The sequence below is a fragment of the uncultured Campylobacter sp. genome (assembly GCF_938040115.1).
In the GTDB taxonomy this organism is placed as follows: domain Bacteria; phylum Campylobacterota; class Campylobacteria; order Campylobacterales; family Campylobacteraceae; genus Campylobacter_A.
This window is the reverse complement of sequence record NZ_CALHXD010000239.1, coordinates 1-22,472: the sequence shown is the minus strand read 5'-3', so window position 1 is coordinate 22,472 and position 22,472 is coordinate 1. Positions and strand designations below refer to the sequence as shown.

Annotated in this window: 28 protein-coding genes; 23 read left to right on the top strand and 5 right to left on the bottom strand. The window is 46.9% G+C overall.

All coding sequences use genetic code 11. The annotated features are described in order from the left end of the window. Window positions 1-29: 29 nt before the first annotated feature. From Q0314_RS08125 to Q0314_RS08110, 4 genes are all read left to right on the top strand, one after another. Window positions 30-251, top strand: a complete 222-nt coding sequence (locus tag Q0314_RS08125) for a hypothetical protein (protein ID WP_039895184.1) — start codon at window positions 30-32, stop codon at window positions 249-251. Between the two features lie 110 nt (window positions 252-361). Then, complete coding sequence (gene efp / locus Q0314_RS08120) at window positions 362-928, top strand: elongation factor P (RefSeq protein ID WP_002948377.1); 567 nt, start codon at window positions 362-364, stop codon at window positions 926-928. 18 nt (window positions 929-946) lie between these two features. Further along, the gene (locus tag Q0314_RS08115; RefSeq protein WP_298058124.1) at window positions 947-1,330 is read left to right on the top strand and encodes a DUF4304 domain-containing protein; all 384 of its coding nucleotides are present in this window, start codon (window positions 947-949) and stop codon (window positions 1,328-1,330) included. A 14-nt stretch (window positions 1,331-1,344) separates the two neighbouring features. Continuing rightward, window positions 1,345-1,572, top strand: coding sequence for a hypothetical protein (locus tag Q0314_RS08110; protein WP_298058122.1), 228 nt, complete (start codon window positions 1,345-1,347; stop codon window positions 1,570-1,572). Between the two features lie 15 nt (window positions 1,573-1,587). Here the strand turns inward: Q0314_RS08110 and Q0314_RS08105 are convergent, their stop codons facing one another. Further along, a complete protein-coding gene (locus Q0314_RS08105) occupies window positions 1,588-1,839 on the bottom strand; it encodes a SelT/SelW/SelH family (seleno)protein (RefSeq protein WP_298058121.1) in 252 nt (83 codons plus the stop codon). Window positions 1,840-1,928: 89 nt separating this feature from the next. Between Q0314_RS08105 and Q0314_RS08100 the strand changes: the two genes are divergently transcribed. The 14 genes from Q0314_RS08100 to Q0314_RS08035 all read left to right on the top strand — a co-directional run bounded on the left by Q0314_RS08100 (window position 1,929) and on the right by Q0314_RS08035 (window position 14,842). Beyond that, entirely contained in the window at window positions 1,929-2,477 is a 549-nt protein-coding gene (locus Q0314_RS08100; protein WP_298058119.1) for a DJ-1 family glyoxalase III, read from the top strand. 306 nt (window positions 2,478-2,783) lie between these two features. Continuing rightward, window positions 2,784-3,029: an RNA-binding protein gene (locus Q0314_RS08095; RefSeq protein WP_002948394.1), complete on the top strand. Its 246-nt coding sequence runs from the start codon at window positions 2,784-2,786 to the stop codon at window positions 3,027-3,029. 70 nt (window positions 3,030-3,099) lie between these two features. Beyond that, window positions 3,100-4,224 carry a glutamate--tRNA ligase family protein gene (locus Q0314_RS08090; RefSeq protein WP_298058117.1) on the top strand — a complete coding sequence of 375 codons (1,125 nt, stop codon included), beginning with the start codon at window positions 3,100-3,102 and terminating at the stop codon, window positions 4,222-4,224. A 338-nt stretch (window positions 4,225-4,562) separates the two neighbouring features. Further along, window positions 4,563-8,543 (top strand): DNA polymerase III subunit alpha, encoded by a 3,981-nt coding sequence (gene dnaE / locus Q0314_RS08085; protein WP_298058115.1) that lies wholly within the window; start codon window positions 4,563-4,565, stop codon window positions 8,541-8,543. A gap of 445 nt (window positions 8,544-8,988) precedes the next feature. Then, the gene (locus tag Q0314_RS08080) at window positions 8,989-9,600 is read left to right on the top strand and encodes a hypothetical protein (protein WP_298058113.1); all 612 of its coding nucleotides are present in this window, start codon (window positions 8,989-8,991) and stop codon (window positions 9,598-9,600) included. Further along, the gene (locus tag Q0314_RS08075; protein WP_298058112.1) at window positions 9,597-10,346 is read left to right on the top strand and encodes an ABC transporter permease; all 750 of its coding nucleotides are present in this window, start codon (window positions 9,597-9,599) and stop codon (window positions 10,344-10,346) included. Before Q0314_RS08080 ends, Q0314_RS08075 begins: the two co-directional genes overlap by 4 nt. Further along, window positions 10,343-11,035, top strand: coding sequence for an ATP-binding cassette domain-containing protein (locus tag Q0314_RS08070; protein ID WP_298058110.1), 693 nt, complete (start codon window positions 10,343-10,345; stop codon window positions 11,033-11,035). The genes Q0314_RS08075 and Q0314_RS08070 overlap by 4 nt, the downstream gene beginning before the upstream one ends. Before the next feature lie 81 nt (window positions 11,036-11,116). Next, window positions 11,117-11,761, top strand: a complete 645-nt coding sequence (locus tag Q0314_RS08065; RefSeq protein WP_298058108.1) for an NrtA/SsuA/CpmA family ABC transporter substrate-binding protein — start codon at window positions 11,117-11,119, stop codon at window positions 11,759-11,761. A gap of 133 nt (window positions 11,762-11,894) precedes the next feature. Continuing rightward, window positions 11,895-12,029: a hypothetical protein gene (locus tag Q0314_RS08060; protein WP_298058106.1), complete on the top strand. Its 135-nt coding sequence runs from the start codon at window positions 11,895-11,897 to the stop codon at window positions 12,027-12,029. A 184-nt stretch (window positions 12,030-12,213) separates the two neighbouring features. Continuing rightward, window positions 12,214-12,384: a hypothetical protein gene (locus Q0314_RS08055; RefSeq protein ID WP_298058104.1), complete on the top strand. Its 171-nt coding sequence runs from the start codon at window positions 12,214-12,216 to the stop codon at window positions 12,382-12,384. Between the two features lie 131 nt (window positions 12,385-12,515). Then, window positions 12,516-12,878 (top strand): arginase family protein, encoded by a 363-nt coding sequence (locus tag Q0314_RS08050; protein ID WP_298058102.1) that lies wholly within the window; start codon window positions 12,516-12,518, stop codon window positions 12,876-12,878. 29 nt (window positions 12,879-12,907) lie between these two features. Beyond that, entirely contained in the window at window positions 12,908-13,141 is a 234-nt protein-coding gene (locus tag Q0314_RS08045) for a hypothetical protein (protein WP_298058100.1), read from the top strand. A 107-nt stretch (window positions 13,142-13,248) separates the two neighbouring features. Further along, window positions 13,249-14,058 (top strand): hypothetical protein, encoded by an 810-nt coding sequence (locus tag Q0314_RS08040; RefSeq protein WP_298058098.1) that lies wholly within the window; start codon window positions 13,249-13,251, stop codon window positions 14,056-14,058. Between the two features lie 148 nt (window positions 14,059-14,206). Next, entirely contained in the window at window positions 14,207-14,842 is a 636-nt protein-coding gene (locus Q0314_RS08035) for an NAD-dependent epimerase/dehydratase family protein (RefSeq protein WP_298058097.1), read from the top strand. A 318-nt stretch (window positions 14,843-15,160) separates the two neighbouring features. Here Q0314_RS08035 and Q0314_RS08030 read toward each other — a convergent pair whose 3' ends face one another. The 4 genes from Q0314_RS08030 to Q0314_RS08015 form a co-directional block, all read right to left on the bottom strand. Continuing rightward, the gene (locus tag Q0314_RS08030) at window positions 15,161-15,892 is read right to left on the bottom strand and encodes a DUF6683 family protein (protein ID WP_298058095.1); all 732 of its coding nucleotides are present in this window, start codon (window positions 15,890-15,892) and stop codon (window positions 15,161-15,163) included. 238 nt (window positions 15,893-16,130) lie between these two features. Beyond that, complete coding sequence (locus Q0314_RS08025) at window positions 16,131-16,802, bottom strand: isochorismatase family cysteine hydrolase (RefSeq protein ID WP_298058093.1); 672 nt, start codon at window positions 16,800-16,802, stop codon at window positions 16,131-16,133. A 157-nt stretch (window positions 16,803-16,959) separates the two neighbouring features. Continuing rightward, window positions 16,960-17,958: a HAMP domain-containing sensor histidine kinase gene (locus Q0314_RS08020; protein ID WP_298058091.1), complete on the bottom strand. Its 999-nt coding sequence runs from the start codon at window positions 17,956-17,958 to the stop codon at window positions 16,960-16,962. Further along, entirely contained in the window at window positions 17,955-18,770 is an 816-nt protein-coding gene (locus Q0314_RS08015; protein WP_298058089.1) for a DUF234 domain-containing protein, read from the bottom strand. Before Q0314_RS08015 ends, Q0314_RS08020 begins: the two co-directional genes overlap by 4 nt. A 115-nt stretch (window positions 18,771-18,885) precedes the next feature. Between Q0314_RS08015 and Q0314_RS08010 the strand changes: the two genes are divergently transcribed. The 5 genes from Q0314_RS08010 to Q0314_RS07990 form a co-directional block, all read left to right on the top strand. Next, entirely contained in the window at window positions 18,886-20,178 is a 1,293-nt protein-coding gene (locus Q0314_RS08010) for an aminotransferase class V-fold PLP-dependent enzyme (protein WP_298058087.1), read from the top strand. Further along, window positions 20,175-20,807, top strand: a complete 633-nt coding sequence (locus tag Q0314_RS08005; RefSeq protein WP_298058085.1) for a hypothetical protein — start codon at window positions 20,175-20,177, stop codon at window positions 20,805-20,807. The genes Q0314_RS08010 and Q0314_RS08005 overlap by 4 nt, the downstream gene beginning before the upstream one ends. A gap of 414 nt (window positions 20,808-21,221) precedes the next feature. Then, the gene (locus Q0314_RS08000) at window positions 21,222-21,722 is read left to right on the top strand and encodes a hypothetical protein (protein WP_298058084.1); all 501 of its coding nucleotides are present in this window, start codon (window positions 21,222-21,224) and stop codon (window positions 21,720-21,722) included. Window positions 21,723-21,750: 28 nt separating this feature from the next. Further along, window positions 21,751-21,921: a hypothetical protein gene (locus Q0314_RS07995; protein ID WP_298058083.1), complete on the top strand. Its 171-nt coding sequence runs from the start codon at window positions 21,751-21,753 to the stop codon at window positions 21,919-21,921. A 116-nt stretch (window positions 21,922-22,037) separates the two neighbouring features. After that, window positions 22,038-22,472 (top strand): hypothetical protein (locus Q0314_RS07990; RefSeq protein WP_298058081.1); only part of this gene is annotated, 435 nt, incomplete at its 3' end.

The following is a 22,472-nucleotide window of genomic DNA, read 5'->3' as shown; positions in this document are numbered from 1 at the left end:
TGGGGCATAAATTTAAGAAGGGTTTGAGTATGAAATTTTTACTTTTGATTCCGATTTTGTTTTTGCTTGCGGGTTGCGAGAGCGAAGTGCAAAAGCAAACTACGAAAAATTTTGAGAAAATTTTGACCGAAAAAAAGAAATTTCAAAAGATACAAAAAGACGATCCTAGCGTAAGTGAACAGATGAAAAGGGAAATCCACTCGCAGTCTGAACAAAGCAAGGAAAAAGGCGAGTTTAAATTTAAGCCTTAAATTTGAGTTTTACTTCGGCGAGCGCGGTCAAATTTGCCCTCTCGCCGCTTCTTAAACTAAACTAAAAACTTTTTTGATATAATCAGCCTTTAAAACTACAAGGAGAAAAAATGGCAACCTATTCTATGGGCGACCTAAAAAAAGGACTAAAGATTGAGCTAGACGGCGTTCCGTATAAAGTCGTCGAATATCAGCACGTAAAACCGGGCAAGGGAGCGGCTTTCGTTCGCGCGAAAATCAAATCTTTCATCGACGGCAAAGTGCTTGAAAAGACCTTCCACGCGGGCGACAAATGTGACCAGCCGAATCTGGAAGAAAAAGAGATGCAGTATCTTTACGACGACGGCGAGTTTTGCCAGTTTATGGACACTGCGACCTATGAGCAAGTAGCGATCAGTGACGAGGACGTGGGAGATGTCAAAAAATGGATGATCGACGGCATGATGGTTGAGATTTTATTTCACAACGGCAAGGCTATCGGTGTAGAAGTACCGCAAGTCGTCGAGCTAAAGATCGTCGAAACTCCGCCGAATTTCAAAGGCGACACCCAGGGCGGCAAAAAGCCCGCTACGCTTGAGAGCGGCGCGGTCGTGCAGATACCTTTCCACGTGCTTGAAGGCGAGGTCATCCGCGTAGATACCGTCCGCGGCGAGTACATCGAACGCGCAAACAAATAATCACAGTCGTCAAATTTGATGAAAGCAAAATTTGACGAGCTCATAGCCCAAGTAAAGCCGCTGTTTAAGAATAACGGCTTTACCAAAAACGGGCTAAATTTCTACAAAAATACTCCCGAATTTATATATGTCGTAAATTTTCAAAAAAGTAGCGGCAATACCGCATTTGAAACCAGATTTTACGTAAACTGCGGCATTTACGGTGCGTTTATAGACGCCGCAGCCGGCAAAGAAACCGTCTTAAAGCCAAAAGAATACGAATGTCATTTTAGGGATAGAATCTCATCTATCATAGACTCCAACGCTGCCTATTATGAAATCAACGAAAATACCGACACGGTAGCGCTTTGTGAAAATTTAACGAGCGGTTTAAGAGCGGTATTTAGTTTTTTGAGGAGATAAAAACCGAACGAAATTTGATTGATTTGATGCCGGAGCGAAACGGTCTAGCGGTGATTGACCGGCTTTTTGAATACTTGCTCACAAAGAATGAACAAGAAATTTTGACCCGCCAAGCGTTAAGTTTATTTGAAAAACATGGAAATGAAGCTAGATGGAAAATTTTTGAGAGGCGTATAAACGATTTGCTTAAAAAATATGAAAAAAACGAGATAAAATTTGAAAAAATAAAAGCCAAGGCCTAAGCCTTAGCTTAGACTTTAGGCTGATTTTTTAACGCTATCGACCAAAGCAACGATCTCTTCGTGATTTGGCAGGGCGTTTACGTCCGTACCGATGAGATCTTTTTTAGAAAAGACTACTTTTCCGTTTACTTCAACTATGAAGTTTCCGCCGCTACCGACGGTTTTGCTAATTTTAGCACCTGGAATTTGACTTAAAAATTCTTCTTCTACACGAGAAGCTACCGGTCTATAGTTTCAAGAATTGCAATATGTAATCTTTACTTCCATTTTCCTTCCTTTCGAATTTAAAGTGGCGCGATTATAGCGCAAATTTAGCAAACGAGAGTATAATAATCCGAAAATTTAAGGAGAAAATTATGAAAAAAGTTGCCGTGATTTTTGCCGACGGGTTTGAGGAGATAGAAGGCGTTAGTATCGTGGACGTGCTTAGACGAGGCGGCGTGGAAGTCGATATCGTCGGGCTTGATAAACTGCCTATAGCGGGCGCTCACGGAGTGAAATTTGTCTGCGATATGACGCTTTACGATCTTGAGGAGGACGAGTATGATATGCTAGTTTTGCCGGGCGGTCAGCCGGGCGTCTCAAACATCGAAGGAAATCTAAAAATGAGAGAAATTATAAAGCGTTTCGATAAAAAAGGTAAATTTATAGCAGCCATCTGCGCCGCGCCGATCGCTCTTGACGCCGCAGAGATCGTTAGAGGCGAGTTTACCTGCTATCCTAGCTGCGAAAAAGCCGTACGAGGCGGAAGCTACGTAAGCGATAGAAACGTCGTGATAAACGGTCATATCATCACCTCAAGGGGTCCTGCCACGGCAATAGAGTTTGCTTTGGAGTTGCTGAAGATTTTAGGCGGCGAGCAAATTTACGCCGAAGTAAAAGAGGGCTTGCTATTCGTAAAATAAAACGGCACAAAGCCCAGACGATAATTTAAGGCAAAAGCTTAACGTAGCTTTGCCCGCTCTTTATCGCCGAGTTTTTCTTTGCGCGTAAGAAAACGGCTTTTGTATGAAACCGTTTTCTAAGCCCTAAAAGACTGCGAGTTTGAAAAATCGACTAAATTTTGCCGTATTGGAGAGCTCGCGGATATGCTTGCGGGTAAATTTAATACTAAATTATAAAAAGCGCGCTTTTTATCTAGCTTTTTTATTTAAATTCAGGTATTATCCCTTAACCGATTTATCGGGAATTTGATTTAAGGAAACGTTACTGTGAATATTTACGTCGGTAACTTGTCATATCGCATGACTGAGGCAGAGCTTAAGGATACATTTGCGCCGTTTGGCGAAGTAAAACGCGCGAAAATCGTCAAAGATCGCGACACGAATCGCTCAAAAGGATTTGGATTCGTCGAGATAGAAAACGACGCAGACGCGCTAAAAGCGATCGAAGCGCTAAACAACAAGGAAGTAGGCGGCAGAGCCCTAAGAGTAAACGAATCTAAACCTAAAGAATAATCTGGCCGTCAAATCTGACGGCTTTTAACTAATTTTTAAATTTAAGCTTTTTAATCAATTTTCGCTCCAAATGAACCAAAAAATCATCTCTCGTATCGCCCCGACACCAAGCGGCTTTTTGCACGCGGGCAATGTTTACAACTTCTTGCTGACCTATCTTTTTACTCGCTCGTTTGACGGGATTTTGTATTTAAGGATCGACGACTACGACTTGCCGCGCTACCGCAGGCAATATGTGGAAAACATCTTTCGAGTGCTTGATATGCTGGACATTGATTTTGACGGCGGACCTAGTGGAGTGGGGGAGTTTGAAACCAAATTTAGCTGCAAATTTCGCCTCGGCGCCTACCAAAACGCGCTAAAAACGCTCGAGCAAAAAGGAGTTTGTTACGCTTGCGAGTGCTCACACTCGATGAAAAGCTCGTTTAAAAACGGCATTTACGCGCGGGTTTGCGCGGAGAAAAATCTTAAATTTAAAAAAGACGAAACGGCCATGCGGCTTCGCGTCCTTGACGGGGCGGAAATTTGCGTCAGGCAAAATTTGATAAATTTTGATGCTTTGTGTGGCAAACCAGACGGAGCGGCAAACCAGACGGGCGGTTTGTTCGGTAACGGGCGAAAAGCGCAAAACGGCGTGGCAAACGGTTTAAAAAATTCGGCAAATTTGGTTGGCTCAGACAGAGAGAAATCAGACGGCGAAAAATTTAGCCCTAACGCCACGGAAAATTTAAATTCGGCAAATTTAGGCGTCTTAAATTTGACGGACGAAACGGCGTTTGAGACGGAAAAATTCGCGCAAGCTCAAAGCGTAAATTTGGCGCAAATTTTGGGCGATTTCGTCGTTTGGAAAAAGGACGACATGCCCGCGTATAATCTAGCTAGCCTCGTGGATGACGAGATTTTGGGCGTAAATTTGCTCGTGCGAGGCGAGGATCTGCTCGCGTGCTCGGCGGCGCAAAAGTACGCAGCGCAAATTTTGGGTTACGGTTTTGCGGGCGCGAATTTCATCCATCACGGCCTGCTAGCGCATGGCGGCAAAAAGCTCTCCAAAAGCTCGAGCGCTCCGGCGGTGAGCGTAACGGACGGCGCAAAAATCCACTATAAATTCGCCGCTTTTAAGCTCGGCCTTGACGCATCAAAATGCGACACTCTGTCAAATTTGCTTGAGATGTTTAGAGAGAAATTTGGTCGATAAATTTAAACGTGCCACTTGAATTATTTAAATTTAAAAAAGTGCGGTAAATTTTTTATCCGCCTTATCTAAATTTTTCTTAATCCCCTTGTAATTGCGCTTCAAATTTTTATTTATGCCCACGAGGTTGCGTCAAATTTACCGCTCAAATTTAAGCTAAATCTAGAGCCGTAAATTTAAGAGGAGCCGCCCGCACCGCAGTCGTCAAATTTGAGCTCAAATTTGACGAAAAGCCCACGCCAGCAGCCTACTTCCCGCGTTTAGCCAAATTTAAACAATATCGATTTATCCGCCTAAAAGCAAAGTTTCTGTAAAATCAAAAGCATTAAAAAGGACGAAAAATGAGCGATTTTACAGATTTTACACATCTGCACCTGCACACGGAGTATTCGCTGCTAGACGGCGCCAACCGTATCAAAGAGCTAGCAAAAACGCTAAAAAAACAAGGCGTCAAAGCCGCAGCCATCACCGATCACGGCAATATGTTTGGCGCGATAGACTTTTATAAAACGATGAAAAATGAAGGCATAAAGCCGCTCATCGGTATCGAAGCCTACATCCACAACGGCGAGGAGCTCGGGGATAAAAGCACCAAACAGCGCTTTCACCTCTGCCTCATCGCCAAAAACGAAATCGGCTACAAAAACCTGATGTATCTGAGCTCCATGAGCTATATCGAGGGGTTTTATTATTATCCGCGTATCAACAAAAAGATGCTAAAAGAGCACAGCGAGGGCATCATCTGCTCCTCAGCATGCCTGCAAGGCGAGGTGAACTGGAATCTCAACCAAAGCGAGCGAAATTTGCGTTTCGGCGCTGGCGGATACGAGGCGGCTAGGGAAGCCGCGCTGTGGTATAAAGATGTTTTTGGCGATGATTTTTACCTCGAGATCATGCGCCACGGTATCGGCGATCAGCGCAGGATCGACGATGAGATCTTGCGCCTAGCTAAAGAGCTAAATATTAAGGTCATCGCAACCAACGACACGCACTATACGTTTAAGCAACGCGCGGGAGCTCACGAGGTTTTCATGTGTATCGCGATGAACAAACTGCTAGACGATCCAAACCGCCTGCGCCACAGCGTGCATGAGTTTTACGTCAAGACGCCCGCGCAGATGAGCGAGCTTTTTGCCGATATCCCAGAAGCCGTCACAAATACGCAAGAAATCGTAGATAAATGCGACCTCGCGATAAAGCTAGGCGACGCGACGCCGCCAAATTTTAAATTTACACTCGAGTACGCCGCCGAGCGAAATTTGAGCTTGCCAGAGCCTGATAAACGCTACAGCATACCAAACGACAGCGTGCTGTTTGAGCACGAGTGCAGGCAGGGGTTAGAGGATAGGCTTAAATTTGTCCCCGCAGAGCGCCACGAGGAGTACCGCACCCGTTTGCAGCGCGAGATAGATATCATAAACAAGATGAACTTCCCGGGCTACATGATGATCGTTTGGGACTTTATCAACGAAGCTAAAAAGCGCGGCGTGCCGGTAGGCCCGGGACGCGGCTCGGCGGCGGGAAGCCTAGTAGCATATAGCCTAAAGATCACGGACCTGGATCCGCTACCCTATAACCTGCTTTTCGAGCGTTTTTTGAACCCGGAGCGCGTGAGTATGCCCGATATCGACGTGGACTTTTGTCAAAACCGCCGCGGCGAGATCATCGACTACGTTATAGAAAAGTACGGCAAATTTAACGTCGCGCAGGTTATTACATTTGGTAAGCTACTGGCAAAAGGCGTCATCCGCGACGTCGCGCGCGTATGCGATATGCCCTACGCAGAGGCCGACGCGATGGCTAAGCTCATCCCCGACGAGCTAGGCATCACGCTAGAGCAGGCCTTTGAAAAAGAGCCAAAGATCGGCGAGCTGATAGCAAGTAACTCAAATGCAAATAGAATTTGGAAATTCGCCCTTGACTTAGAGGGTCTAAACCGAAACGCCGGCATGCATGCCGCGGGCGTGGTCATCTCAAACGAGGAGCTGTGGAACAAAACTCCGCTTTTCCGCCAGCCAAACGCCGAGGAGGATCACTTCGTCACGCAGTATAGCCTAAAGTACCTAGAGGACGTGGACTTAATCAAATTTGACTTCCTGGGGCTAAAGACGCTAACCGTGATCGATAACGCCGTCAAGCTCGTAAAAAAGAGATTCGGCAAGGAAATAATCTGGGAGCAGGTCAATAAAAACGACCCCAAGACCTACGAGACGATCAGTAGCGGCCAGACGCTGGGACTGTTTCAGATAGAAAGCGAAGGCATGCAAAAAGTCGGAGCCGATATGCGCCCGGACTGCTTCGAGGATATCATCGCGATGATCTCGCTTTATCGCCCGGGCCCGATGGATCTTATACCAGATTTCATCAAGCGCAAACACGGCCTGGAGCCTATCACGTACATTTTCCCCGAGCTTCAGCCGATCCTGGAGCCCACCTACGGCGTCATCGTCTATCAAGAGCAAGTTATGCAGATCGTGCAGACTATCGGCGGCTTTTCGCTAGGAGGCGCTGATCTCGTGCGCCGCGCGATGGGTAAAAAGATAAAAGAGGAGATGGATAGGCTAAAGGGCAAATTTATCGAAGGAGCAGAGGCGCAGGGGCTAGACGGCAAAAAGGCCGACGAGCTGTTTGAGCTTATTTTGCACTTCGCTTCGTACGGATTTAACAAATCCCACGCCGCAGCCTACACCTACGTGACCTTTCAAACGGCCTATATGAAGACGTACTATCCGGCCGAATTTATGGCGGCTCTCATCACTAGCGAGGAGACCAACGCAGATAAGATTTCGCGCTACATCGACGAGTGCAAGCGCCTAGATATCGCTATCCTGCCGCCATCGGTCAATAAATCCGCCAAAGAATTCTCAGTCGTTAGCGAAGGAGGCAAGGACGCCATCATCTACGGCCTAGGCGCGATAAAAGGCGTCGGAGGCGCGGCGATAGAAAATATCCTAGAGGAGCAGGCCAAGGGCGAGTTTAAGGACATCGACGACTTCGTCTCGCGCGTGGATAACTTTAAGGTAAATAAAAAAGTCTTTGAAAGCCTGATAAAATCGGGCTCGTTTGATAGCTTCGGCCTAACGCGCAAGATGATGCTAAACAACCTAGATAACATCGTAGAGGCGTGCAAAAATGCCGCGACTATCAAGAAAAACGCGGCCGAGAGTCTATTTGGCGATGACGAGAGTATGGCAACGGTTAAAACTAGTCTCGTTCGCGACGACTCTGAGCTCGAGCTAAAAACCAAGCTCAAATTTGAGCTAGAAAGCGTGGGTATCTATCTCTCCGGCCACCCGCTAGACGAGTACCGCGAGCAAATCTCAAAGATAAAATACACGCTAAGCGATAAATTTGACGAGCTACCAGAAAACGGCGAGATGCTGCTCGTGGGCAAGATCGAAGACCTAACGACAAGGATCAGCAAGAAAAACGGCAAAAAAATGGGCACGATCGAGATGCTGGATTTTCACGGTACGGTCGAGATCGCGGTCTTTGACAGAGGCCTTGGCGCGGTCGAGTCGATGAGCGCGGACGAGCGCGATCTGCCGCATGCGTTTAAGGTTCGCTACTCCAAAGACGGGCAGTTCATGCGCATAAATTTGGATAAAATTTTGACCCTTGATGAAGCTATGAGTATGGATTTTTCGCATCCGCTCGAAAAATACAAAGAGCAAATCGAGCAGATAAAATACACGCCTAGCAAGGACTTCGGCAAGATAGATAAAACGAGCGAAATCCTAGTCGTCGGCAAGATCGCCGAGATCGCTAAAATCCCTAGCAAAAAAACCGGCAAAGAGTTTATGATGCTAAGCATTATGGATCTTTTTAGCACGTTTAAGGTCGCGGCGTTTGACTCTGAAAAGGGGCTCATCGAGAGCCTAAGCGAGGAGCAAAAGGACGCTCCGCTAGCATTTAAGGTGCGTTACTCGCGCGACGATCAGGGCGCTCGCATAAATTTAATCGACGTCGTGAGCCTAGAGGACGCGCGCGATATGAATTTCCAAAGCAGAAGCTTTAAACAGCGCAAGGAAAGTAGCGGCGCAAGCTATCAAAACGGCCAGGCATCTAGCGAAAACAGAGGCAAAAGAGAGCTTGAGGATCTGGTTTTGGAGCTAAATTTGGACGAAACGGGCAAGGATCTCATCACGCAAATTTACCGCGCCGCCATCGGCGAACACCGCGCCGCAGCCGATAAAAATAACAAACGACTGATTATCCGTATCAAAGATGCGCAAGAAGGCCGCGCGCTGGTTTATACGACGGAGTTTATCGTTGGAGAGGGGTTTGAGGAAAGAGCGCTGGGTTTAAAACAAGCCGTTTAAATTTGACGGCTTGTCTCGCGAGCGCTTTTTAAATTCAAATTTGACTGATCTATTAGCAAACTTCGGGCTTAAATTTAAAAGAGAAAATATGTGAAAAGCGGCCTAAAAGAGCGGATTTCAACCGCGTAAGCGCAGTCTGGATCGACGGCTACGGTGAATTTATAAATTTTAGATATTACCAAAGGCAAGCTGTTTACAAAAAGCTAGCGACATATGGTATTAACAAAGATGAGAAATTTGCCTATCCAAAAAAGCTAATGAAGCTTGAAAAAGCGGCGTAAATATACTAAAACCCATAGATAAAACCGCAGAAAAGAAAAATCTGGACGTAAAAGTCCAGCCGTTTTCTTATAGATTTAGCTTGCAAAGCGATCTTTTTACTTTCAAATGATACAATTCTGATTTCAATTATTACATTTTGTCTTTAAATTTGACGGGAGCTCTCATGAAAAAACTGGTTTGGCTAAATCCTGTTGTAAAAAGTATCTACGACTTTGCGGCGCTTAAAAAGAGCTTGCAAGACAAAGGTTTTAGCGTAGTAGAGTGCGAAAAAGACCACGTTAATAGCGTCAAAAACGCATACAAAAATAGCCTCGCGCAAAAGGAACTCATCTTTGATAGTCGCTGTCCTAGGGCCGCAAATTTCATCAGGGCAAATTTCAAAGAGCACGCCAGCCTCATCTCACATTTAAACCCTATTTTGATTGAAAGCGCCATGGAGCTTAGCTTAAAGCTAAAAGAGGACGAGTGGCTTTACGTGACGACGCCCTGTGAGGACTTGGCCGAGCTTGGCAGGGGGCTAAATTTAGCTCGAACCACATTTTTAACCTGGAAAAGCTTCAAAGAGCAAAATGAGATAAATTTAGAGACAAAAAAGCTCGAAGCAAGCCCGGTACCGCCGGGATTTTTTTCAAATTTGGGCGTAAAGACCCTAAGTCTTGGCACCAAAGAAAAGATACAAAACGCCCTTTCATATAAATTTAGAGAGCTTAAAAACTACCGCATTATCGAGCTTTTATACTGCGAAAATGGCTGTCACAACGGAGATGGGCTGTGAAGGAAATCTTTAAAAAGAGCATTTTAGTTTTGGTGATCTTTGCCATCTGGCAGGTTGTCTGCGAGCTAGAAATTTTCACGCCATATATCTTGCCAAGTCCAGCGACGACATTTAAGACGATGTTAGCCATGATACAAAGCGGCGAGCTCGTCACGCACACTGTTATTAGCTTTAAGCGTATATTTGCAGGATATGCTCTCTCGTTTGCCCTAGCGCTCGTGCTTGGCGGTATAGCGGCACTTTTGCCAAAGATCGGCGTTTATTACGAGTGGATACTAGAGTTTTTTAGAAACATCCCGCCGCTTAGTTTGATCGCCATTTTGGTGCTTTGGTTTGGTATAAACGAGACGCCAAAGATCATTATTATCATCCTAGCCTCGTTTTTCCCGATGTTTCTTAGCATTTCAAAGGGGCTAACTAGCTGCGACGTGAAGCTTATCGAGGTCGGTAAAATTTTTGGCTTTAGCAAATTTGAAATTTTTTACAAGATCATCCTAAAAAGCGCGCTAAAAGATATCTTTGTCGGTATGCGAATAGGCTTTGGCTACGCCATGCGCGCGATCATCGGAGCGGAGATGATAGCGGCCTCAAGCGGGCTAGGCTACTTGATCCTTGATGCCGAGGAGCTTTCGCGCGCGGATAGGATATTTGTAGGGATTTTCACGATCGGCGTTTGCGGCGTGCTCATAGATAGGCTCTTTTTGCTTTTGATAGCGAAATTTAGCCTTTTGCGAGGTGAAAAATGATAGAAATTTCAAATTTATCCAAGCATTTTTATATCGGCGAGAAGCGTATCGACGTTTTGAGAGAACTAAATTTAAGCATAAAAAAAGATAAGATCACCGTCATACTTGGCAGAAGCGGATGCGGCAAAACTACGCTTTTGCGCCTCATCGCCGGTCTTGAAAGCGTAAGCCTTGGCGAGATAAAATTTAAAGAGCAAGCAAGGATCGGCTTTGTCTTTCAAGAAGCACGCCTCATGCCATTTTTAAACGTCTATGAAAATATCGTTTTTGCGCTTAAAAAGCAGGAGATCGAGCCAGCAAAGATAGATAGCCTGATCTCCATGATAGGACTTAGCGACTTTAAATTTGCCGCCGTTTCGCAGCTCTCTGGGGGCATGAGCTCGCGCGTTTCGCTTGCGAGAGTGCTTGCATATGAGGCAAATTTGATCCTCATGGACGAGCCGTTTGCGGCACTTGATGCCTTTACTAGAGCTAGCATGCAGGCTGAAATTTTAAAGATAAAAGCCGGCAAAACTATCCTTTTTGTCACGCACAACATCGACGAGGCGCTATTTTTGGCTGACGATATTATATTGCTTGAAAAAGGCGGTATAAAGTCAAACTACGATCTATCAAATTTAGCAAGACCACGAGATCTGCTAAGTGGCGAGCTAATAGCCGTAAAACGCAAAATTTTGAGTGAAATTTAGGATAAAGATAGATGATAATTAAAACCAAAATGAAGCAAAAAATTTATATAATCCACAAAATTTAAATCACAAGGAGCAAATATGAGAAAGTTTTTCAAGGTTTTATGTGCAGCCTCTTTGCTTTGCCTCGTCGCAAACGCAAGCGAGAGCCTAGACAAGATCGGCATGACCTACGTCAAATCGCCGCTAAACGTCCCATCTATCGTCGATAAATTTAAAGGCTTTTACACGAAGTCTTTTGGCGTGCCGGTGGAGTACTCTGACATAACATCAGGTGCGAAGCAGACGCAAGCGCTAGCTTCAAATTCGCTCCAGTTTTTAAACTGCGTGGGCGGCACTTCGGTTATACTAGCGGCTGCAAATAAGGCTGACATAAAGATCATAAGCGCCTATTCAAGGGCGCCAGAGGCGTTTGTGATATTTTCTAAGGACCAAAACATAAAGTCGCCAAAAGATCTAAAAGGCAAAAAAGTAGCAGGCCCAAAAGGCACGATCTTAAACGAGCTTTTGGTTAGATACCTAGCTCTTGGAGGGCTTAGCATAAACGACGTCGAGTTCGTATCTATGGGTATCCCGGCTGCGCAAGCTGCGCTAGAAAACGGCAGCGTCGATATGGCGCTTCTTGCGGGACCTGCTGCTTATAATGCTCAAAAATCAGGCCTACACGTCGTAACAACGCGTCATCACACCGGTCATCGTCACGGCTACAAGCGGCGAGTTTTATAAAAAGCATAAAGACGTAGTCGAGAAATTTAAAAAGGCTCAGGATGAAATTTTAGACTATATCAAAGCAAACGAGGATGAGGCGCTTAAATTTACGGCTGAAGAGACGGGGCTAAGTATAGAGGCAGTAAAGAGTATGTATCCTCAGTACGACTTTAGCCCAAAGATCACGGCTGAAGATATAAAAGCGCTTGAAGCTACGCAAGAATTTATGTTTGAAAGCAAGATGATCGAGCAAAAAATAGATATAAAATCACTTCTACTAAACTAAATTTAAAGGGCAAATTTGCCCTTTAATTATCCTCGGCGCCTTGTAAAAAGGTCTAAATTTGCATTATAATAGCAGCAAAATTTGCGAGTATATATAAAAGTAACCGTTTTAGCTTGGAAAGATAAGGCAATGAAGTTAAAACTAATAAAAAGATACGCTGCGGACGAGTTTAGCTACGAAAATTTTGAAAAATAAATTTAAGATAAAAGCCCTGCGCGAACTGATCGGCGTAGGCGTTAGCCTTGCAAAGCGGCTTGCAAATTTTAAAATACGAAAGGAAGACGTGAAAACGATTAGGCTTCTTTATCCGGATTTTCTAAGCGGCGGGCTTGATGAGTATTATTTCGGCGCGTAGCTACTCTGCCTCATCGTACCGCCAAACGACGATCAGCCCCTTATCAGGGTGCCGATTTCTGCTCCAAACGATGAGAAAAAGCCCGTAAAAGACGGTATCTACGCCAGAGATGAGGTCAAAGCGCGCTAAATTTGATAGAGCGCGAAAACCCCGATAAAATCATCACGATAGGCGGTAGCTGCATCGTTTCGCTCGCGCCTTTTGATTATCTGCGCGGCAAATACGGCGATGCGGGCATCATCTGGCTGGACGCGCACCCGGACGTCTCTACGCCGCAAGACGGCTACGCATATGCCCATGCCATGGTGCTCGGTACGCTTCTAGGGCAAGGCGACGCGGGCCTAAGGGCGATTATGAAAAACGGAGCGTTTGAGTCGCAAAACCTGCTCTACGTAGGCCTTCAAGGACTTCACGACTATCAAGAAAAATATCTAAACAAGCTCGGCGTTAAATTAAAATCCAAGATAAAAATTTTATCCCACACGCCGAGATAGCGGCTTTTTGCGCTAAATTTAAACGCGTTTTGATCTATCTTGATATCGACGTCTTGGACGCTGCGTTTTTTTACTCGACATACTTCGCAAACCCCAAGCTCACGGGCGACGGAGGCGGTAGGATGAAAATGAGCGAACTAAAAGAAATTTTGCGCCTCATCAATCAAAGCTGCGACGTGAGTGCGCTTAGCATCGCGGAGTATCTGCCCTTTGATGAGTTTAGGCTGCGAGGGACGCTTGAGGTTATGGATATATTTAAGTAATGCAGAGCCAGGTTTAGACGACTTTTACGTGGATTTGTCGTCAAATTTAAACCCAAATTTAGCCTTTTAACATTAAATTTAAGGGCCAAAAATCAGAAAGGAAAAAAATGAAAAAATTAATCGTTTTAGCATTTGCGTTTTTTGCCATAGCGGCGGTAGCTGGCCAACAAGAAAAAAAAGAAGCCGACCCCGAAAAGGAGGCGTTTTTAAGCGCGCGCTACGAAACGCTTAAAAAATCGTGCGCCCAAAAGGACGCTAGAGCCTGCAAACGCGTGGTCTTTTTTTATAAAAAAGACGAGCTCAAATATAACGAGCATGAAGCTCAAACGGCGATGCAGACTTTGCTTGACGCGTGCAAAGAGGGTAAATTTGACGCATGCATGGAGGCAGGCAAAATACATATAGAAAATAAAAATTACGACGCGGCAAAAGAGCTTTTGCTGCCTGCATGCCTAAGCGGTCATTACGACTCCTGCGCCGTTTACGGTAGATATTTGGAAAAACACCCGCTGGCTAAAAGTAAAAAACACGCACAAAAGCTATATGAAATCGCCTGCGACAAAAACTCGGCGCTAGGGTGCGAAAATTTGGGGCTTTTGCTTCGATTCGAATCTCACTCGCATGACGAACCGCAGAATTTGCTAGGATATTTCTACCTAAAAAAAGCCTGCGAAATAGACGCTAGAAGATGCCTTTCTCTGGGGCTTTCGCCTTTGCCATACGATCTTGAGGATGCCGTAAAAGCGCTTGTTAGAAGCTGCCGCGAAACCGATATGCCAGCAGGCTGCATCGCACTGGCTAAATATCGCGAAAAAGAGCTGCGCGAGATCTACGGCGACGCTGAGGTAAAGCGAGTATACGCGCGCCTTTGCGAGTTGATGCCGTATGAGAAAGAATATTGCCAAGCGGCGCGGTAAATTTAATCTCGCTTGCGTTTTGACCTAGGCAAAGGGCTTGGCGCGACTAACTAGTTGGGGTAAATTTAAACGGGCGATTAAAATTAACCGCGCTAAATTTAGGCTAGGCTCTTAGCCTGGGACAAAATTTAAAGATTAAGGAGTAAAAATGGGTAAAACGGCCTTGGTCGCGGGTGCCACCGGAGCGATCGGACGCGAGATCGTGCGCGGGCTTTGCGAGGATGAAAACTACGATAAAATCATCGTTTGGGCGCGTAGGGAGTTAAAATTTAGCCACGAAAAGCTAGAGACGCAGATCGTAAATTTTAGCGATGTAAAAAACATGCCGCCGCGCGAGATAGACGAGATATTTTGCGCGCTGGGCACGACGATGAAGCAAGCCGGCAGTCGCGGGCAGTTTTATAAAGTAGACGTGAACTACCCCCTAAATATCGCAAAATGGGGCATCGCATCAGGCGCGCGCCGTTTCGCGCTCATCTCCGCCTACGGTGCGGACGAGCGGTCGAGATTTTTTTATCTGCGCGCAAAGGGCAAGGCGGAGAAAAAGATCGCCGCACTGGGTTTTAAAAGCTTGCAAATCGCGCGACTGCCTGCGATAAAAAGCGAGCGCGAGCAGGTGCGTATGGGCGAGCTCTTTACGATTTGGCTGTTTGGGCTTTTGCCGAAGTTTATCTTAACGAACTACCGCCCGATGAGCGCGAAAGATATCGCGGCTGCCGTCATCGCCGCCGCGCAGACGGAGGCTAAAGGCGTGCAAATTTATCATCCCAGAGAGTTTATTTAGAAGCAAAAAGCGTAAAGGCGATTTTGGCTTTAAGCTTTTAAAAACGCCGAAAAATGCGTCCGCTATTTTAAAATAAAAAATCGGCCGAATTTTTAAGGCGTGCGGCTTTATTTAAATTTGACCCTTGAGCGCGGTTTGGCTATTTGCTCGGTCGCAGCCAAAAGTCGGGTGCGTCAAAAGAGGCTCGTGTTTATGTTTTGCTATTTACCTGACTGCGGCCAAAAGCGTCGCTAGGACGACTTTTTGCGCCGCAATCCGCCTAACAGGTAGCGCGAGCCTGCACGCAGTTTTGCTTTGCTCGCGCAAAAATCAAAATGCCTACTTAAAGACTATGCCGGATGCGGTAAAATCCATTTGCTCCGGTTCTACGTTTAGTAACGATTTAAAAACCAGCCTGCCTACGGCTTTTAGCTCCGCCTCATGCGCCGGATTTGGATGCTGCTGTAGCTCCTGCTGCATCGCCATCAGCAAAAACCCAAGCCCCATAGATATCTGATACGAGTTCATCATTTCCGTAGCTTTTCCCTCAAACAGCTCCGGTTTTTTGCGCAAAAACTCAGCGATCTGCAAAAATGCGGGCTTTACGGCCTCGTCCGGCATCGGATGATTAAAATACGCCGCGTAAGCGCCTCCTAGCAGCGCCACTATCCCCGTCGCCACGTTTTCTTTGGGTATGCCGTATAGCTGCTCGACGCTGCCGTTTAGCTTATCTATGCCCTCTACTAGCAAGCGCCGCCCCTCGTCTTGCTGCGCGGCGGGGAAAAGCTGCGCTATCTGCTCTATGCCGTCCATATCCAAAAAATGATCTCCAGCTCGCACCAGCGCGCCCGTATAGAGTATATCAGTCTTGATATCTTTGACATAGGCGGAATCATCGGGCGGATTTAAATTTTTCTTCGCCTCATTCATAGCGCGGTTATAGGCATCCTGCCGCAACCACTGCTCGTTAAAATCGATATAATCGATAACATAAAGCGCCTGCGCGCCGCTAAAACACATCGCCAGCCCCAGCGTCGCCGCGCCGACTCGAATCTTGCCTAAAAATTTCATAAAACGCCTCCGAAAATAAAATTTCATGCGACGACGCCGCATTGCCGGTATTATACCTAAAATAACGCGGCTGCGATATTTTTTATTTGATTGCCTCTATTTCGCCGCGCAGACGGAGGCCAAGGGCGTGCAAATTTTTGCTTAAACGCACGGCAGGTAGTCAAATTTCACGCTTAGGCTCAAATTTGACTCCGATAGCAGTCTAAATTTACCGCCTGCTCCGCCCGCAAAATCGGCGCTAAAATTTAATCCCTCGCACGACCTGCGCGCCAAGGCCCGTTTGCATATGCCGCAAAAACATCGCGTGATAAAAGTCCCCCTCGTGCCCCGGCGCGTCGTATGTGGCGACGAGATTTGCTGGCACTAGGACTTTGCGCCTGATGTTTGCTTCGTTTGCGCTAAGTTTTAGGTGCGAGACTAGCTGATAGACGCAAAGGTCGGTGCAGTCGCCCAGCACCACGAAGGTGTCTATGTGCGGATTTTGCGCGATAAACGCGTTAAAATCGGTGCAGTAAGCCGCGCTCAGGGAGTTTTTGCGAAAGATTTTTAGCTCGTGAAAAAACGGCAATTCGCGCAGTTGCGGTATCGTATTTGCGCCCTGGGTGCCTTTGACCGCGTGCGGCGGAAATGCGTCAAATTCCGCACAGTTTGCCTCGTGGCTATCCTCGAGCAGCACGAGATTTCTTGCACCCGCCGCGTAAGCCGCGCTAAAAGTCTGCGCTATACCGTCCGCGATTGCGCCCACTCGTGGGCTAGCTAGCGGGCCAGTGCTGCAAAATCCCTCTATCATATCCACGCTGATAAATGCGGTGTTTGCCGCGTCGCTCGCTAAAAGTTCGCTAAATTTAATCTCCTTTAGCTCCTCAAACCACTTCGCCAAATCCTCTAAGATTTTCGCGTCAAATTTCATTTTCTCTCCTTGTTTTGATTGTTTTTTTGTTCGTTGTTCGGCTCGCCGAAGCTAAAACAGCGAGCCGTCGAACCAGCCTTCAAACCGCGCCGCCCTAAATTTCGCGTTCAAATTTAAACTCCGCCCCAAAGCGTCAAATTTTATCAAATTTACCCGCCTAACCGCGCGTCTTTGCAGGCAAATTTACGCAAAAGCTCTTTGGCTCAAGCTCGATCTCGATACTGCCGCCGTGGGCTTGGACGATCTGTAGGCACAGGTGCAGGCCTAGGCCGTTGCCCTTTAGCTTGCTCGTTTTAAACGGCTCAAAGACCATGGCCTGGTTTTTGATCGGCACGCCGCTATCGGTCACGGCAAATTTATGCTCGCCCTCGCGCTGCTCGTAGTCCACGCGCACCCAGCCGTCATCATCCTCGTTTTCCTCGACCGCATCGATCGCGTTAAATAGCATGTTTTGAAACACCATCGCGAGCAGATCGCGGTCGCCCACATAGGGCAGGTCGGGGAAATTTAGGCTAAATTTGATCTCCTTGCCGTATGTGTAGCACTCTATGGCCGCCTCGCACTCGCCTTTTAGCTCGGCTAGGTTAAACTCGCGCGCGTTTATCGTGAGGCCTTTGGTGAAAAGCAAGGTGGCCTTGATGATGCGCTCGACGCGCCAGATCGCCTTTTGCATCTGCTCAACGACTGGGCGAGTGCGCTCGTCGGCCTTTTTTATCAGCGTGGAGGCTAGCAGCGAGATCGAGCCCACGGGGTTGCGTATCTCGTGGGCTAGGTGGGCGGCGACCTGACCCATCGAGGCTAGGCGCTCGGTGCGCTTTTCGGTCGTTATGTCGGTTGCGGAGATGATTTTTTTGCCCTCTTTTTGGGCGATTTTGATGAGGTAGATTTGGCTCGCGGCGCTTATCTCGCCTTCATTTTGCGGGATAAATTTTAAAATTTGACCCAGTTTTAGGGCTTCTGAGTTTTGTAAAAATATCTCGCCCGCCTCGTCCAAAACCCAGATCGCGTTTGGCAAAATTTCCACGATATCTTTGATGAAGCCTTGCAAACTCGCATAGGACGCCGTTAGGTTTTTGTACTCGCGCTCTATCAGATAGGTTTGCTCGATCAGGCTTTTTAGTCCGTCTTGGACGCTGGTTTTGTCGATCTGAGTCATAAAAGCTCCTCGAAATTTTCTAAATCAAAAAGTAAAATTCGCTCGTTTTTTAGGCGGCGCACTTCGTTGCTAAAGCCGCTTTTGGAAAATAGTGCGACGACGTCCGGCACAAAGCCTAGGCGCTCGCATTTTTTAAGGAGTAAATTTACCACGTTTTTGCAAATTTTATGCTCTTTAAATTTAGCTTCTCCGACGATGATACGTCCGTCTAGGCTCAAAAATATATCTATCTCGATATTTTTCGCCCATAGGCTTCGCACCCGTGCTGGCTGCGCGCCTAGTCTAAACGCCAAAAGCTCGCGGCAAAGCAGCTCAAAGCCAAAGCCCGCGTACGAGTCGAACTCTCGTCTGATAATCTCCATCAGTGCGGCCTTTTCGCCGTTTTTTAAAAGGGCCAAATTTGGCTCGATGAAATAAAACCAAAATCTAGTAAAATTGTCGTTAAAGACCACTTTATCCTGCGCCTTATCGCGCTCGGGCAGCTTTTTGGCTTTTTGATATTTGCTTTTTACGCGCGGTTTTTCCAGCGTCTTTTCGATACTGACTACGCCTGAGTTTATCGCGGCGGCGTAAATTTTTAGGATGAGAGGGCGAGGCAGAAATTTATTTAGAGCGTATTTTTTGCGGTCGTTTTTAGCAAGCTTGCAAAGGGCAAATTTAAGCTCGCTCTCAAAAGGGGCGTCAAAGCTAAATTTGAGCGACAAATCTTCAAATTTATCTAAAATTTCCTTTTCGATCGCCTCGAAAATATCGTAATAATTCGCTTCAAATTTTAGCGCGTCAAAGACTAGATGAAAGTAAATAAGCTGCAAGATATCAAGGTGCTTAAAGCGCGCGTAGCTTGATTTTAAGGCGTATATTTTCGCTCCTTTTTAGCCCATTTTAGCACAACTTTGGTTATAATCTCTTTTTTTATAAGGAAAAATTTTGGTTAGCATCGACGAAATCAGGAAAAATATTATTTTAAAAAAAGGCGTGCGCTACTTTGACTACACGGCCTCGGGCCTAGCCTACGCGCCAATAGAGCGCAAGATCGCAAAATACCTAAAAACCTACGCCAACACGCACTCAGAAAGCGCCTCAAACGCGCTAAAAACGCAAAAACGCTACGAAAAAGCAAGGCAAAGCTTAAAAGACGCGCTGGGGCTTGACGAGCGATTTTATCTGATCTCGGCTGGCTGCGGCGCGACGGGAGCGATAAAGAAATTTCAGGAAATCATGGGGCTTTACCTGCCGCCTATGAGCGCAAACCGCCTAGGCGAAGAGGCGGTAAAAGGCGCAAATTTGCCCCTCGTTATCGTCTCGCCCTACGAGCACCACTCAAACGAGGTTAGCCTGCGCGAGGGGCTGTGCGAGGTCGTGCGCATACCGCTAAGCAAGAGCGGGGAGATAAATTTCGGCAGACTCGATCAACTGCTCAAAATCAACTCAAAGCGCGAGATCATCGGCTCTTTTAGCGCGGCCTCAAACGTCACGGGGATAATCAGCGACTACAAAAAAATCTACGTGATGATGAAACGATACGGCGCGACCGTAGCCTTTGACGCGGCTAGTTTTAGCTCGCACGATAACCTCGACGCCGACTACTTCGACGCGCTATTTCTCTCGCCGCATAAGCTTTTAGGCGGCGTGGGCAGCTGCGGACTGCTCGCGATAAAAAAGGAGCTCGTAAAGTCCGATAAACCGACCTTTGCCGCGGGCGGGACGGTTAGCTACGTGAGCCGTAGCTCGCATTTTTTTGCGCCTAGCGTAGAGCGCACCGAGGAGGGCGGAACCCAGCACGTGATGGGGCTAATACGAGCCTCGCTAGCATACAGACTGCGAAACGAGGTCGGCCTAGACGTCATAAAAAGCCGCGAGGATGAGCTAACAAAGCAGTTTTGCGAGGGGCTGGATAATATCCCCGAGGTCGTGAGCTACTGCCCGCGCGCAGTGCCGAGACTGCCGATTTTCGCGTTTAACGTTAAGGGCGTTTCGCCTTATGATTTTGCCGAAGCACTGAGCGAGGACTACGGCGTGCAGACTCGTGCGGGGTGTGCGTGTGCCGGTCCGTACGGACACGATCTGCTCGGACTAAAAGACGATCAGAAATTTGATCAAAAGCCCGGCTGGGTTCGCGTGAGTCTGCACTACTCGCACACGCCAAAAGACGTCGCATATCTGCTAAAGGCTATCAAAAAAACTATTAAAAAATTTAAAACCAAAAAGGATAAGAAATGAATAAAATTTTAGCCGCAGCCTTGTTTGCTCTTTGCGCCGTTTGCGCGCAGGCAAAGCCGTTTAGTCCCGAGCAGTACGCAAAGGTACTGCGCGAGTACAACTCCGTCGCGGGCGCGAACAACTACTTTGAAAGCGGTAAATTTAAAGAGGAATTTGAGCTTCGCAAAAAATACTGCGATGAGGGTCTAAGAGACGCGTGCGGCGATCTGGGGCTACTCTACGTTACCGGTCTAGGCGCGCCAAGAGATAGCAAAAGAGCCGGCGAACTGCTCGAGTATGCCGCTAAAAACGACGAATTTAAAGCCATATCGCAGTACTACGAAGCCGCACTTGACATAGCTCGCGCGGCGGAAAAGTACCCGGACGATAAGGTCACGCAGCACCTAGGAGCCGAGTTTAAAAACTCGCTGGAGCAGTGCAAGGCGTACAAAGGCGACCGCCACGTGTGCTTCCACGCGCTGGTGATTAGCAGTATGCTGCCAAAGGGCGAGGGCGGCCTGGGGCTATCGCAGGCTGAGTTTGCCAAGGCGTGGGAGGACATAGTCGTGAGCGATGTCGAGCGCAACGGCATGGACGACTCAAAGGTAAACTCGCTGGCAAAGGAGCTAGAAGGACTAGCGGCGCGCTAAATTTGCGGGCGGTTTTGCGTTTGGCACAAATTTGACGCGTCGGCAATTGCTAGGCTTAAATTTGGGTCGATTTTTGGGTAAATTTATCGAGCGGTGCATAATTTACTTTTGCTCAAATTTGACTGCTTTTTACGGATAAATTTAGCTCTCTCCTGATGCCATTTTGCGGCTTGCGAGCTTTTGCCTGGCGGGCCTTACGGCTATCTTTACGGCGTAAATTTGCTAAATTTTGCTAGCGCTCGAGCAAATTCGGTCGTCAGGCTTAGAGTCTCCGCTTATGCTTTTTGCGCGCGGTCAAATTTACGCGCCCGCGCGGGTTTTTGCCTCGCTCAAATTTGATGTATTTTTGTGTCCCGCTCAAATTTGCGCGGCGTTAATTTTTACGAATTTACAAAAACTTTGGAGAAAATTTAGATGCGAGATTCGCGCGAGTTTCAGGTCTTAGCGGGCGAGGTAAAAAACGTGAGATGGAATGCGGCGACGGATGAGTGCGTTTTTGAGATCGCGGGCGCGAAATTTAAAGTTAAAAACCTCAAAGATCGCCTCGTGCCTCGCGAAAACGACCGCCTAGCTATCGCCTATGACGAGCAAAACGAGGTTTGGAATTTTAAAAACTTAACCTCGGGCAAATGGCTCAAAAACTACGCTTGGCGCGCGCATTTTATACTATTTTGGGCGGCGATCTTTGATATCGTTCCCGGTAAAATTTTAGGCGCGATTTTTTCGATACCTATAATTTATTTAAGCAAGTATTTGTCCGAATTTGTAGGCATGGCAGCCTTGTTTGCCTTTGTTGTTTGCCTGTTTTTATCGCTGCCATTTTTGCACATATACTGGAGCGAAAGCAAAAGCTTAAGCGGCACGGTCGAGGCGTATCTGGCTTTGAGAAAATTTTTAAATGAGATGGATTTGTAAAATGGCGTCAAATTCAAGGGGATTTTTGATGAAAACCAAAAACGGTTTAAAACTGCTCGGCGGCCGCGTAAATTCGCTTGAGTGCGTCTATAAAGACAAAAGCGGATTTGATTATAGCTTTAGCTTGGATGGGCAAATTTTAAACGTTCGCTCGCTGCAAAGTCCGCTCTTGCCGGTAAATGACGGGATGAGATGCTAGCGGTTTGCGATAAAAAGGGGCGGATTTTGGGGCTAAAAAACCGCTCTTTAAACTCTGCGGCCTGATACGCCTATGAGCCTAGCCTCTTTTTTGCGGCTCTGTTTCTTGCGCTTTTTGTGCTTTTTGCGCTGTTTGCCGCGGCTTGCGTTTGGGCGATTTTTTCTGGTTTTGACGGACGGCAGCCGCTTTTTAGCACTTTGCTACTTGTTTTTGGTTTCGGCTCTCTTGCTTTTGCTTGGTTTAAATTTCACCGCGAGGCGTCTTTGGGCTTACGCGTTAGATCGATGCTCGGAGCCGCAAAAGAGCCCAAGTCTAGCGGCGAGGTTAGCGGTATGGTGCGCAATCTAGGGATTTTTGAGACGAAAGAGAAAAATTATTTTAGCGTCACGGTCGGCGATACGTTTTTGTGGGGTAGCAGCCCTAAAAAGCGCGCTCTGGAGCTAGCAAACGGCGACGAAGCGAGCGTGAAATACGAAAATTTCAGGGTTTTAGAGATACGAAATCTCAGTAAAAATCTGACGGCGAAAAAGTCGCAAGGCTTTTTTGAGAGG

Coding starts and splice junctions, on each gene's coding strand:
- Q0314_RS08070 (WP_298058110.1), top strand. CDS start 10,343: ATGATAGAAATTTCAAATTTATCCAAGCATTTTTATATCGGCGAGAAG.
- Q0314_RS08040 (WP_298058098.1), top strand. CDS start 13,249: ATGAAAAAATTAATCGTTTTAGCATTTGCGTTTTTTGCCATAGCGGCG.
- Q0314_RS08020 (WP_298058091.1), bottom strand. CDS start 17,958: ATGACTCAGATCGACAAAACCAGCGTCCAAGACGGACTAAAAAGCCTG.
- Q0314_RS08000 (WP_298058084.1), top strand. CDS start 21,222: ATGCGAGATTCGCGCGAGTTTCAGGTCTTAGCGGGCGAGGTAAAAAAC.
- Q0314_RS08090 (WP_298058117.1), top strand. CDS start 3,100: ATGAACCAAAAAATCATCTCTCGTATCGCCCCGACACCAAGCGGCTTT.
- efp (WP_002948377.1), top strand. CDS start 362: ATGGCAACCTATTCTATGGGCGACCTAAAAAAAGGACTAAAGATTGAG.
- Q0314_RS08065 (WP_298058108.1), top strand. CDS start 11,117: ATGAGAAAGTTTTTCAAGGTTTTATGTGCAGCCTCTTTGCTTTGCCTC.
- Q0314_RS08030 (WP_298058095.1), bottom strand. CDS start 15,892: ATGAAATTTTTAGGCAAGATTCGAGTCGGCGCGGCGACGCTGGGGCTG.
- dnaE (WP_298058115.1), top strand. CDS start 4,563: ATGAGCGATTTTACAGATTTTACACATCTGCACCTGCACACGGAGTAT.
- Q0314_RS07995 (WP_298058083.1), top strand. CDS start 21,751: ATGAAAACCAAAAACGGTTTAAAACTGCTCGGCGGCCGCGTAAATTCG.
- Q0314_RS08080 (WP_298058113.1), top strand. CDS start 8,989: ATGAAAAAACTGGTTTGGCTAAATCCTGTTGTAAAAAGTATCTACGAC.
- Q0314_RS08060 (WP_298058106.1), top strand. CDS start 11,895: ATGTATCCTCAGTACGACTTTAGCCCAAAGATCACGGCTGAAGATATA.
- Q0314_RS08005 (WP_298058085.1), top strand. CDS start 20,175: ATGAATAAAATTTTAGCCGCAGCCTTGTTTGCTCTTTGCGCCGTTTGC.
- Q0314_RS08100 (WP_298058119.1), top strand. CDS start 1,929: ATGAAAAAAGTTGCCGTGATTTTTGCCGACGGGTTTGAGGAGATAGAA.
- Q0314_RS08125 (WP_039895184.1), top strand. CDS start 30: ATGAAATTTTTACTTTTGATTCCGATTTTGTTTTTGCTTGCGGGTTGC.
- Q0314_RS08115 (WP_298058124.1), top strand. CDS start 947: ATGAAAGCAAAATTTGACGAGCTCATAGCCCAAGTAAAGCCGCTGTTT.
- Q0314_RS08035 (WP_298058097.1), top strand. CDS start 14,207: ATGGGTAAAACGGCCTTGGTCGCGGGTGCCACCGGAGCGATCGGACGC.
- Q0314_RS08025 (WP_298058093.1), bottom strand. CDS start 16,802: ATGAAATTTGACGCGAAAATCTTAGAGGATTTGGCGAAGTGGTTTGAG.